Consider the following 13,293-nt stretch of genomic DNA (forward strand, 5'->3'; position numbering starts at 1 on the left):
AGTTTATAATCGAATTAAAATGAGGCTGCCTTATGGTGGCCTTTTTTCGTTGTATGACCATTTATGGCTGTAAATTTGATTAAACCACTGGATGGATTAGTCCTTAGTCGACGCTGAAGTTACCCACAAAGTAGTAATGTGAGTCCTCCATCTGGAGAGTTAAATAGCTTGATTGATAACACCGCGATAGTTTCGGCTTCTGCAATTATTGAGAAGGGTGCGGTGATTGGTGCGAATGTACAGATTGGTCACTTTTGTTACATTGGTTCTCAAGTCACTATTGGTTCCGGCACGGTGCTTAAATCGCATATTGTAATTAATGGTATTACCGAGCTTGGATGTGACAATAATATTGGACAATTTTCCTCTATTGGAGAGGTTAATCAGGATCTTAAGTACCAGGGTGAGCCTACCCAGGTTATCATTGGCGACCGCAATTTGATTCAGCAAAATGTCACGATACACCGTGGCACGGTTCAAGGACAGGGTATAACACGTATCGGTAATGACAATAGTCTGATGAATCATGTGCATATTGGCCATGACTGCATTATCGGTAACCACTGCTTATTGGCGTCGAATGTGGGATTAGCCGGACATGTAGAGGTCGATAATTTTGCCATTATCTGCGCGGCCAGTGCTGTGCACCAGTTTTGTGTTATTGGCACCCATGCCTTGGTCAATGAAAGTGCCTGCGTGGTGCAGGATATCCCCCCTTATGTGATTGCGGGCGGTAATCGCGCCGTACCGGTGGGTATCCGAGCAGCAGGAATGGGGGGCGACTGGTTGAACAGTGATGATTGCCAGGCGGTTCAAAACGCCTATCAGCTTATTTATCATACCGGTAAGTTGGTGGCGGATGTCAGTCAGGACATTGAGGTTTTGGCCAGAGAATGGCAAATACTTCAGCCTTATAAATCTTTTTTCTCTCGCTCTGCGCGTGGGATTATCCGTTAACTACGCATGGCTCGATTTCAGCACTAAGTCCATGAAAAATGGCACCACATCGGTGCCATTGATAGATAAAGAAGCAGTGAGGTTTTTTCTGCATTTTAGGCAGAAAGCGATCATTTACTGTTGCTATTGCCAATTCTGAGGTTGCTCCCGCACAAAAAATCTTATTAACCATTTGAAATTGTTGTCTAATTTTTTATTGGCACCACTCAATTGTGCATTGCCATATTCTTCTTGAAAAATCGTCTGACAGATAAATCAAATAGATAATCATTAGACCAATGATCAAATCAATCACGATTATTATCCGATCATTTTACCTTGATGGTTCGTTTCGATATATAAAAAACAAATAATATAACTGTATTTATATAAATAAAAAATAGAATAATACATCATTTGATTAATAATCATTAGTCTACATTTAAAATGCTTATCGTATTGTTTCCCGTACATGCCTGTTGTGTATTTTGAATCTAAGTAGTTCACCTTAGAGTTTTTTACTTTAAACAGATCATGTTTGTTTGACAGGTGGCATTTTAATGGCTGAGGCGCCTTAGCTTGAATAATCTTATTAGTGAGGTTCACAATTATGTGGAAATATTTTTCTATTTATATTTTTATATTTAGCCACGGCCTATATGCTAATGAGTTAAATGAATCATCAACATATAGCAATAATTTTCACCAAAACCATGCATCTGAAAATACATTAGTAGTGGAAGATAAATGTCTAAACATTACTGGTTTTTATTTCCGTGGAAATATGCTGTTTATCGATGATCAATTTGAAACTCCTGAGTATTCGCCAGACAGATGTATAACTATATATGATGCTAACCAGTTGGCAAGAAATATAACCAATACCTATTTGACTAAAGGTTATGTTGCTGCTCGTGTCAGTTTCTTACCACGGAATAGCAAAGGTGAATTGGGGTTAAATATAAATGAAGGGGTAGTCGAGCGTATAGAGGGGGGAGATAGAAGGGTTAATCATAAATTTCTTTTCCCCAATGTAGAGGGTAAGCCACTAAAACTCTCTAATATAGAACAAGCGATCGATCAAGCTAACCGATTACGCTCAAATAAAGTGAAGTTAGATGTGTTGCCGGGTAGTGTAGAAGGAATGTCTATTATCAGGGTTAATAATATAGATGCTAAACCCTGGAGTGTAACCGCGTCAGTTAATAATTATGGTTATAAAAAGACAGATGAATGGAAAGCAAATACTTCCTTGTCTTGGGACAGCCCATTAGGCTGGTCTGATTTCGTTAATTTTAATGTTAGTCGCACATTGGAAAACGCTAAAAAACGCTATAAACAAGAGTATTCATTATTTTATTCAGTGCCTTATGGAGATTTTACTTTTAGTACGGCAATCAGTGATATGCAATATAGGCGTTATGACAAACCGACGACGAGAATTATAAAATTTAGTGGAGGAGTGCAGCAATACAGTTTTGAAACTGATTTTATGTTTTATAGAAATAGTCGGCAAATTAACACGCTAAGTTCAACTTTAAAGCATAAAAAAGGGAATTCATTTATTAATGATACTAAAGTAAACGTTAATAGTTATCAGTTTACATCACTAGAACTAGGGGTTAATCACTTTCATATTATACCTAATGGCTCGATGAATTTTAATTTTTCTGTTGAGAAAGGGTTGCCGTGGTTAGATTTTTCTAACAATAAATATGCTCAGAACCGTGATTTTACCAAGAGTAAAATGATAATTAACTTAAATAGACGTTTTCATCTATTTGACTCACCTTATCAGATCAATAGTTCATTAGTTGGAGAATATAGTCGAAAACCACTGATGGCTTCAGAACGGTTAAGTCTAACTGATCGTAATGCTTTACGTGGATTTAGCGGTGAAACGCTGTCTGGTGATAGTGGTTGGTATCTAAAGAATACGTTGTCGCGTTATTTTTGGTTGGGAGAAACGACAGTAATACCAAGAGTGGGTGTTGATAGTGGCCGTGTTTTATCACATGGCAGTAAGCAAGGTTGGCAAAGTAATGTTGGCCTGAGTGCGGGCCTGGCATTGTATTATAAAAGTATACAATTTGATTTGGAAGCCAGTCGTGGTTTTTGGTTATCAGATAATAATAAAAGAAGTGAGCCTGTCCAGTATTTATTAAAGTCGAGTTATACGTTTTAGTTTTATCTCACTATACCTATTATACTGCAAGTTGCATGTGCGTTGGCTGCCTTGATTCAGCTCAGTCACTTATTGATGTAAGTTTCTGGGGAGTTGCTCAGTTGCCGCCTTCCTGCAATTCAAATTATTTAGGGTATATATAAACCACTAAATTAGGATATTTAAATGAAAACAAAACAATTCACACTCTCATCGGGTGGTAAACTGGCTGTCTTGATATCGATGATTCTCACCCCGGTATCAATAAGTTATGCTGCAGGAATAGAAGCAGCAGGAGAGAAGGCTAATCGCCCTGAAATTAGTCATTTGGACAATGGTGCTGTGCTAATAAATATCGCCCCACCGTCTGAATCGGGGTTATCTCACAACCAATATCAAGACTTTAACGTAGATAAGCCAGGAGCGGTATTTAATAACTCAATACAAAATACAAATTACGATAAGGAAAGCATTGCTGCTAATCCAAACCTGGCTACGGGAGGGCGTGGAGCTGAAGTGATTTTAAATGAAGTTGTTGGTGATAATCCTTCCATTCTGCTTGGCCGTCAACATTTGGTAGGCGCTGACGCGGATTATATCCTGGCAAATCCCAATGGAGTTACCTGTGATGGTTGTAGCTTTGACCCTAACTTCAATAAAGTTACCTTGGGGGCCGGTAATGTAATAATGGTTGATGACGGAAAATATGGGAGCATAATGACTACTTCTCATAAAAAAATAGTAATAAAAAATATTAATGATAAAGATAAAATAGCTAAGTCTTTATACCTTATTACCCCGGAAATAAAAATTGATAGTGATTTGGTTGCTGAAAATGATATTGGTATCATTCTTGGGTCGAATGCAGTTGATATTAATGGTGATATCATTGGCGACGTTAAACACCACAGCAACGGATATGCAATTGATGGGGTTTTATTAGGTGGCATGAGTGCCAATCGAATTAAAATTTTTGATAATAAAAACCAAAGAAAATTAACCCTATCAAAAAATATAGTAGCTGGAACTTCTTTGAACATAAACACTACAGGGGAATTAAATGTAGCCGCCGAAGAATTAGTGAGTTCTGGTGAGCTAAATATAAAGGCATCAACTGTTAATATCAGATCTGGTAATAAGTCAGTAGGTTATGAAGGGGTTACGTTAACAAGTCCAAAAATAAAAATAGAGGCGGATGGCGATATTAATCTTACCAATGTCAGTAGTAGCGATGCTTACGGCGATTTGTTCATTAAAGGTGGGGCAGTAGCAATTAATTCAACAGACTATAAAAAAAAGAGAGATGTAACTCATTATGACGACGCAAAAAGAACAGGGGGTGCAACAGAAACAACAGTGAACGTTTATAACACACACTTGCAAGGAAAAAATATTTCACTTGAGGCCGATTCAGGTGACCTGTCGATAAATGCGATAAAGGTTAAGGCGCTTGAAAAATTAACGCTTAAAGCAGCAAAAGATATAAAAATGAGTGGTAAAGAAGAAGCTATTATTTCTGAGAAAAAGATAGACTACGATGGATATGATACAGATTTGAAAAGTGGTCATGATAATTCATATACTAAACATACAGATCTAGAAATAACCCAATTACTATCTGATGGTGATATTAATATTAAATCAGGTCGGGATATTATTCTCTCGGGAACCGAAGTAGAGGCTTACAAAGAGTTATCTATACAAGCAAAGAATAATATCGATATTAGTGCGCAGAAAACAAAACATGAAAAAATAATTAATAAACACTATCAACAAGGGTTGGGGTTTGGCGGAGCTGAGAAAAATATAGTTATAGGTGATTATGATATTATTCATAAAAGCAAGGTTTCTGGAGGGGAGGTTAATATTGCTGGCCAGGGCAATGTTGCTATCAACTCCAGCGAAATAATCTCTAGAGGTCCAGTGGATATATCAGGAGATAAGGTGGTATTTAGCGGTACTTTGAATGAAATAAATTTATATGATAAGAAAGAAAGTACCGCAATCTTTGGTATTGATATTGATTCGAGTAAAAAAAATAATCACTATGAAAGATTTGTTGATAGTAAAGTTGATGCAAAAGGTATATTTAAGATAAATGCGGGTAGTGTTGTTATTGATGGTAGCCTATTTAATATTGAAGATAATTTTAATATTAAAAGCAGGGCTGGCGTTAGCATTACTGCGGCCATGCAACAACAGAAAATTGATGAGGAAAAAACACGCCTTAGTTTTGATTTTTATACAAAGGAGATAAGTAAGGGACAGTACAATGCTGGTTTTATGATTAAGCATGCTAAAGAAACTGAAGTTAGTTTAAAAAAAGAACGTAATGTGGCCACAATAAACGCCGAGTGGATCACTATTGAGTCAGGAAATGGTAATTTAGAATTATATGGTACAACCTTAAACTCTACCAAAGGTGATATAACTCTGAGAAGTCTCCACGATATCGGTGTGTTTGCGGCCAGAAACAGCGCTATTTCTGATAAAACAAAAACGATTTCCAGTGGTGGTGCTTATTACACCGGTGGTGTAAATAAAGCCGGAAATGGAGTGAGTTTTAACCATGATGACGAAAAAAGCCATCTTGCTACGGATACTGGCATAGTTTCTCGTTTGAATAGTGCAGGTAATATATCCTTATATGCTTTGGGAGATATTACGCAACAAGGCAGTCAACATGTGGCTGGGGGCGAATATTCTGCGAAAGGAAACAATATAAATCAGCTTGCCAGTAACAATAGTTCAATTGGACGTACGACACAAAAACATGCCTCTGGTGGTGTTGGTTTTAATATTGACTACAGCGGGATAATCCGACCGTTTAAAAAAGCAATCGAGAATAATGTCGATGAAAATGGCGTAGTTCTACCCAACTTGAAAGCACCCAATTTAGGCGTAGATATCAATGGAAAAGGTCATAAAATCAAGAAATCCGCAGAAAGTGTTGTAGCATTTGTGACTTCAATTTATGCAAAGGGGAAGATTAAAGTAACAGGCGACACCGTCATTGACGAAGGTACTCAATATAAGAGTGGCGAATCAATAAATATTACGGCTACAGATTACTTTAATAAATCAGCCGTAAATAGTGGCAAAGGTGATGAGAAAAAAGAGAGCGCACAGGGGGGCGTGAGAGTGGCAACCAGCACCGGTAAAGATATAAAAATCTCTGTAAAGGGTGAAGGCGGGGTTAGCATCAGCGATTTTTACACTCAGGAATCACTACCAAGTGTGTTGCAGTCTATGTCAGGGGTTAATATTCAGACCGCTAATAATGGCTACTTGCAAGCAACACAGATAGACGGGGGCACAGGAGACGTGGTGGCTACTGCTGGTAATAAACTTTACTTCGATCACGCCACAAGTAGTGGTGATAAAAACATCTCAGAAGTCTATGGCAAAGGTGGCTTAAAAATTGGTTTGAAGGCGGATTCTACGGGGGTGGATGCTGAAGGTGCTGGTCACCAACAGCAAGGAACGAGTTTTTATAACAATGCTATCAAAGGCAGCATTATCACTTGGGGGAATGTGAATTTATCCGCGAACAATGGCGATTTGATCCTGGTCGGTACTCAACTAGGCAAACAGGATGCGGCTGTAAACGATGTTGAATTGAACGCAGGGGGACAGATCCGTCTGTTAGCATCAGTTTCTGACAGTGCAACCCGCGAAGATAAAGCCGGTGGTAGTGCGGTGCTTGGCATAAGTCGCTCCAGCTCTGCTGATAATACTACAACAGGCGGCGCTGTCGGCTTCACAGCTCAGAAAAAGAGGGTTAATGAGTCGACTTTATTTAGTCAGGGAGTTGCTATTTACAGCCGCGGAGATGTTGCTATGAGAGCGAAGAGTGACGATAACGAGGCCATTTATGCTCAGGGGTTACAGCTTAATGCCTTGATGCTTAATATGAATGCAGTTAATGGTGGTGTATTGTTAGAATCTGCACAAAGCCAAGCCCCGAAAGACAATATAGACTTCTTTATTTCAGCCAGTGCCAGTGGCTCAAAAACATCGGCCTCAAATACAGGTAGTAGCGCAGAACATAAACTAACAGGAGGTAGCGTTAATATTAACAATGATAAAGATAAGCAATGGATTATTAAACACCAAAATAGCCAAATAACTGGCAAAAGTGTTGTATTGGAAAGCAAAAAAGATATGCAACTGAAAGGAGCAAGAATAACAAGCGATATGGTGCAGCTTGATGCTGGTGGCGATCTGAACATTCAAAGTGTCAAAGAGTTTGAACAGATCGATAAAAATAGTCTTAAGTTCAACCTATCCTATATGGGGTCGACTGATCTCGTTGGAGATGAAATGGTTGAGCTTGGTGGCTCTGGTAGCAGCACCAGTACCGATAAACAAGGCGTCACTGAAGCATCAGGTATTTTCGGGAAAGATGGTGTAACGATTAACCATAAAGGCAAAAAGACAGTGATCGGCGCCGAGTTGGTTAACGAAAATAAGCCGGTAGAATGGAATACATTTAAAGAGTATGTATATCTGCCAGGTGCGATAAAAACTAATTAAATCTGGGACCATAAATAAGACCCTATACCTCAATTTGTGTCATTGACTGATTTTGACATGTTCAATTCAGCATCAAATGAAGGTCAATCTATGGACGCAAAACAGTTATAGACCCTGGCTAACGAACAGGTCAAAATCTCAAAACTCCTGAGGGCCCCAACCTGTTCGTTAGCTTACTGAAGAAAATCAGCGTTGAGGCTGTTCTCAACGCTGAAATAACCTTCTATCTGGGGATGCGAAACAACGCTGTAACTACTCGTCAATGCCGGAACAATCAAGGCCTGGCAAAATGGGATCCATTTATACCGACAGGCATGAAAATTATCGACCAAACAGGTCACGTCTTTTCGGTTTAACGAATTGGCTGATCAGCACCAATACGCCAATCAATAAATATGCCGCAAAGATACCCACCAACCACTGCGGCATTTCCAACGACAGGAATTCCCACTGTTTTACTGCACAATCACCACTGGCAACGAAGACAGCTGGGAACCATTTATCTAGTGGCAACCATGAAGGGAAACTGACAAAGAAATCACAGGTGGTGAACGGTGAAGGATGGAGTTGCAGCATGGTATGTTCCCAGGCGAGCTGAACACCGCGCCATGCGCTGTAGATCCAGATAAAGATTGCCAGGTAGCGCAAGGGCGATTTAGGTGCAATGGCACCCAACAACGATGCCCCCAGAATACCGAATAACGCAGCACGTTCGTAAATACACATTACACAAGGCTGTAACAACATCACGTGTTGAAAATAGAGTGCAATCAATTCTAGTACAAGTGCAGTCAGGGCCATTAAAAGCCAAGCACCGCGCCCTTTAGAGCAGCGGTTAAGGAATTGCAACATATCTTTATTTTCCATGCAGTAAGCAATTGTACCGGCAGTGTAAACCAATTCATCTTTGCTGCCAGCCACCCAAAGGTAAAATTAGGCAAAAATCAGCTCTTTCTCGCGCGTGACAAGTTATCACAAGCCTGAATTTTACTTTGGGTGAGATATTTGGTTTGTTTTGCCAGCCCATAATCCCTCGAAGCTAATAACAGCCCCCGCGGCGACCAAAAGTGTAGGGCTGGCAGATACTATAATGCAAGCGATCAATGTGTGATGCTAGCCCCGGCTGCCAGATCAGGCAAACTTATCCAGCCACTTTGCATCATCCACTCCGTCACCGGAACTAATAAATACTCCACGCCGAGCAGGCCGACACTTGTCATCACTATGGTATAAGGCAGGGCCATGTATACCATTCGGCCATAGGATAGGCGAATCAGTGGGGCCAGCGCGGAGGTTAGCAGGAACAAAAAAGCGGCCTGACCATTCGGTGTTGCTACCGAGGGCAGGTTGGTCCCGGTATTGATGGCGACGGCCAACAACTCGAACTGTTGCAGCGAGATAATGCCCAATTCAAATGCTTTCCGCGCCTCATTAATGTATACGGTGCCGACAAAGACATTGTCGGATACCGAAGAGAGTAAGCCATTAAACAGATAAAACAGTGATAACTGTGCTGATGGTGAAGATTGTAAAACAAACTGAATAATCGGTGAGAAGAGGCTCTGCTCAATAATGACGGCAACCACGGCAAAAAACACCGTGAGTAGGGCAGTAAAAGGCAATGCCTCCTGAAATGCCTTACCCAGTGCATGTTCATTGGTAATTCCGCAGAGGGAGGTGGCGAGAATAATCACCGATAATCCGACTAAGCCTACCTCGGCTAAATGCAGCGCCAATGCGAGCACCAACCAAACACCGATCAGGGCCTGGATCAGAAGCTTCACTTTCTCTTGCTTGCTCCGTTTCGCACTGGCTTGTTGATCATAGTCAGTCAAAACCTGACGAACGCGCTCGGGAAGCTGTGCACCATAACCAAACAGTTTAAAACGTTCTACCAGCAGACAAACCAATAATCCGCAACACAAGACGGGTAACGTCACGGGCAGCATGCGAATAAAGAAGTCGGTAAAGTTCCAACCGGCACTCTTAGCGATAATCAGGTTCTGCGGCTCGCCAACCATGGTCATTACGCCACCCAGCGCAGTACCCACACCCGCATGCATCATTAGGCTACGCAGGAAAGCGCGGAATTGCTCCAAGGTTTTACGGTTTTCCTGATTATCGATCCAACTGTCGTCGGTGATATCTTTATCGCTATGGTTTGATGCAACATGATGATAGATAGTATAAAAACCAACAGAAACACTGATAACCACGGCAATTACAGTTAAGGCATCAAGGAATGCCGAAAGGAAGGCAGAGGCGACACAGAAGGCTAATGAAAGAACGATTTTTGAGCGAATATTCAACAGCAGTTTGGTAAATACAAACAGTAATAACTGCTTCATGAAATAGATACCTGCCACCATAAACACCAACAACAGCAGCACTTCCAGATTATTAGCAATTTCTTCTGCCACCTGATGCGGGCGGGTCATACCGATGGCAACGGCTTGAATGGCCAATAAACCCCCTGGTTGCAGTGGGTAACATTTTAGCGCCATAGCCAGTGTAAAGATAAATTCGACCACCAACATCCAGCCTGCAATAAATGGGCTGACAAAAAAGAATACCAGTGGGTTAATAATGAGAAACCCGATAATTGCCAGCTTGTACCAATCAGGTGAATTCCCGAGAAAATTCTTGAGTACAGCTTGTCTAATGGTCATATCCATTGTGAGTTACAGTCTCCTTATTAAAATTATTATGGTGCAATTACTGCCTAAAGTTACATTTTACGTTACGTCATTGCTCTAAAAGCAATTGGTATAATCTGTACATCATTCCATCTGCGCAATTTTTGCAACTTTATGACTACTTTCACCATTTGTTCGATCCTGATGCTATGTCACGATAGCGTCGTCTGGTATGATGAGCACACTAAATTGCTGATATGTATCGCTACGGAACGTCAAAAATATGGTTATAAAGGCGCAAAGTCCTGCCGGTTTCGCGGAAGAGTATATTATTGAAAGTATTTGGAATAATCGCTTCCCTCCAGGCACTATTTTGCCCGCGGAGCGTGAACTTTCAGAGCTGATTGGAGTGACTCGCACTACATTGCGTGAAGTGTTACAACGCTTAGCCCGCGATGGCTGGCTCACTATTCAGCATGGTAAACCGACGAAAGTAAACAATTTTTGGGAAACGTCTGGTCTTAATATTCTGGAAACACTGGCGCGGCTTGACCACGACAGCGTGCCACAATTGATAGACAACTTACTGGCAGTCAGAACAAATATCGCTACCATCTTCGTTCGCACGGCAATCCGTAATCATCCAGAGAAAGCACAAGAAATCCTGGCACAAGCTCAAACGGTTGATGATCACGCCGAGGCTTTCACCGCACTGGATTACGGTATTTTCCGTGGTTTGGCTTTTGCTTCGGGTAACCCTATTTATGGGTTGATCCTAAATGGGATGAAAGGGCTTTATACCCGGGTTGGGCGTTACTATTTCTCGAATCCTGAAGCCCGTAAACTGGCACTGACTTTCTACAGCAAACTGTCAGCGCTGTGTGATGAAAAAGCCCATGATCAGGTGTCAGAGTGTCTGAGAGCATACGGTAAAGAGAGTGGTGCTATTTGGCACAGCATGCAGGGCACGATGCCAAGTGATTTGGCCGAAGCACGCCGTTAGGCGAATATTGCGTAAAATTGCAACGCAAAAGGGGCATTAAATGCCCCTTTTTCATGGCAAGATGTGGCGCAATAGCTCGCGCGGTTATCCACCTCGTCTGCCCTGTGCTAGAGCTTATTGGCTCTTGGCGGCACGCTGTCGAGTAGCTCAATCGAGCCATCGTCATTCAGTTGTTCCATATGAATATCAAACCCCCATAGCCGGTGAATATGTTTCATCACTTGCTGACGGCTTTTATCCAGTGGTGCCCGATCATGAGGAATATAGCGCAGGGTCAGGGAGCGGTCTCCGCGCAGATCAACGTTCCATACCTGAATGTTTGGTTCGTGATTACTCAAGTTATATTGAGCAGACAATTCATTACGTATAGCCCGATAACCTTCTTCATTATGAATGGCTGAAATCTCCAGATAGTTATGCTTATCATCATCCAGCACGGTGAATAGCCGGAAGTCACGCATTACTTTCGGTGATAAGAACTGGCTGATGAAGCTTTCATCCTTAAAGTCGCGCATGGCAAAATGCAACGTATCCAACCAATCTTTACCGGCGATATCCGGGAACCAATAATAGTCCTCCTCCGTCGGTGATTGGCAAATACGCTTGATATCTTGGAACATGGCAAAGCCAAGGGCATACGGGTTAATACCGTTGTAATAAGGGCTGTTATACGGCGGTTGATACACAACGTTGGTGTGGCTGTGCAAGAACTCCATCATAAAGCGGTCAGTGACCTTACCCTCATCGTACAGATGGTTAAGAATGGTGTAATGCCAGAAGGTGGCCCAACCTTCATTCATCACTTGTGTCTGTTTTTGTGGATAAAAATATTGGCTGACTTTGCGGACTATTCGCAGCACTTCTCGTTGCCATGACTCCAGCAGCGGAGCATTTTTCTCCATGAAATAGAGCAGGTTCTCCTGCGGTTCACTGGGGTAGCGTTGAGCCTGGGCTTGGACTTCCCCTCGATCCTTGCGCGGTAGGGTTTTCCACAACGAGTTGACCTGACTTTGCAGATACTCCTCGCGGCTTTTCTGCCGGGCGGTTTCCTCCACTAAAGAGATCTTTTGCGGGCGTTTATAGCGGTCCACCCCATAATTCATCAGGGCATGACAGGAGTCGAGTAGCCGCTCTACTTCTTCCACCCCATAGCGTTCCTCGCATTCACTGATGTAATGACGAGCAAACAACAAATAATCCACTATCGAACTGGCATCGGTCCAGGCTCGAAATAAGTAATTATTCTTAAAGAAAGAGTTATGTCCATAGCAGGCGTGAGCCATCACTAAGGCTTGCATGGTAATGGTATTTTCTTCCATTAAATAAGCGATGCAGGGATTGGAGTTAATCACAATCTCGTAGGCTAATCCTTGCTGACCGTGCTTATATTTTTGCTCGGTTTCGATAAATTTCTTACCAAAAGACCAATGGGTATAGTTGATAGGCATACCGATACTTGAATAGGCATCCATCATCTGTTCGGAGGTAATAACCTCTATCTGGTGGGGGTAAGTATCTAGCCGGTAATGTTTTGCCACCCGGTCTATTTGGTCCAGATAGACCTGCAACAATTCAAATGTCCAGTCTGGGCCGTCAGTCAGGCGCTTATCTTGCGCGGTTTGTTTCGGTGTTGAAGTTGTCATTAGCGCATCCTCACGGTTTTATAACCCTGCAAAATACTGGTCACTTCAATAATCCTAGCTCAAGATTAACAAGTTGAGGCATGGCAAGACCTTATGTCAATGAATATCCGCCATCTTTCAAACAACAGGTAGGTTGACTGCCGGTTCGCGCCAGAATCATTGCTGTCGTATCAGTCTGTACGATTAATTGGATTTTATAGATTATTATTCTGATTTACTGGCTTATTTATGGAATATAAAACTAGTAAAAGAGTCATGCACAACATGCCAATTATTCATGCTGCTAATTGTGGGTATTATGGCGCTTTCTCTCCTTTCCGACGTTTAATTGGGCAAAAATAGCATCTTATCTCTATTTTCCTAACGCTATTGAAC

7 protein-coding genes and 1 pseudogene are annotated in these 13,293 nt (G+C 41.7%); 5 read left to right on the top strand and 3 right to left on the bottom strand.

Features of this window, described 5'->3' with window-relative positions:
• The first annotated feature begins 168 nt into the window (after positions 1-168).
• The 4 genes and pseudogenes from lpxA to Q2T71_RS09730 form a co-directional block, all read left to right on the top strand.
• Entirely contained in the window at positions 169-957 is a 789-nt protein-coding gene (lpxA, locus tag Q2T71_RS09715) for an acyl-ACP--UDP-N-acetylglucosamine O-acyltransferase (RefSeq protein WP_372559894.1), read from the top strand.
• Between the two features lie 589 nt (positions 958-1,546).
• Positions 1,547-3,121: a ShlB/FhaC/HecB family hemolysin secretion/activation protein gene (locus Q2T71_RS09720; protein ID WP_372558935.1), complete on the top strand. Its 1,575-nt coding sequence runs from the start codon at positions 1,547-1,549 to the stop codon at positions 3,119-3,121.
• Positions 3,122-3,286: 165 nt separating this feature from the next.
• Entirely contained in the window at positions 3,287-7,636 is a 4,350-nt protein-coding gene (locus Q2T71_RS09725) for a hemagglutinin repeat-containing protein (RefSeq protein WP_372558936.1), read from the top strand.
• Between the two features lie 114 nt (positions 7,637-7,750).
• A pseudogene (locus Q2T71_RS09730) lies at positions 7,751-7,881 on the top strand (IS256 family transposase); the annotation flags it as partial.
• 76 nt (positions 7,882-7,957) lie between these two features.
• Here Q2T71_RS09730 and dsbB read toward each other — a convergent pair.
• Together dsbB and nhaB are read right to left on the bottom strand one after the other, a co-directional pair.
• Positions 7,958-8,488 (bottom strand): disulfide bond formation protein DsbB, encoded by a 531-nt coding sequence (gene dsbB, locus Q2T71_RS09735; protein WP_372559895.1) that lies wholly within the window; start codon positions 8,486-8,488, stop codon positions 7,958-7,960.
• A gap of 248 nt (positions 8,489-8,736) precedes the next feature.
• Positions 8,737-10,311, bottom strand: coding sequence for a sodium/proton antiporter NhaB (gene nhaB / locus Q2T71_RS09740; RefSeq protein WP_372558937.1), 1,575 nt, complete (start codon positions 10,309-10,311; stop codon positions 8,737-8,739).
• A 244-nt stretch (positions 10,312-10,555) separates the two neighbouring features.
• Between nhaB and fadR the strand changes: the two genes are divergently transcribed.
• Entirely contained in the window at positions 10,556-11,275 is a 720-nt protein-coding gene (gene fadR / locus Q2T71_RS09745) for a fatty acid metabolism transcriptional regulator FadR (RefSeq protein WP_372558938.1), read from the top strand.
• A gap of 107 nt (positions 11,276-11,382) precedes the next feature.
• Here the strand turns inward: fadR and Q2T71_RS09750 are convergent, their stop codons facing one another.
• Positions 11,383-12,918: a SpoVR family protein gene (locus Q2T71_RS09750; protein WP_083158978.1), complete on the bottom strand. Its 1,536-nt coding sequence runs from the start codon at positions 12,916-12,918 to the stop codon at positions 11,383-11,385.
• Positions 12,919-13,293 lie beyond the last annotated feature (375 nt).

It is taken from the genome of Yersinia sp. 1652 StPb PI, assembly GCF_041538345.1.
In the GTDB taxonomy this organism is placed as follows: Bacteria; Pseudomonadota; Gammaproteobacteria; order Enterobacterales; family Enterobacteriaceae; genus Yersinia; species Yersinia enterocolitica_E.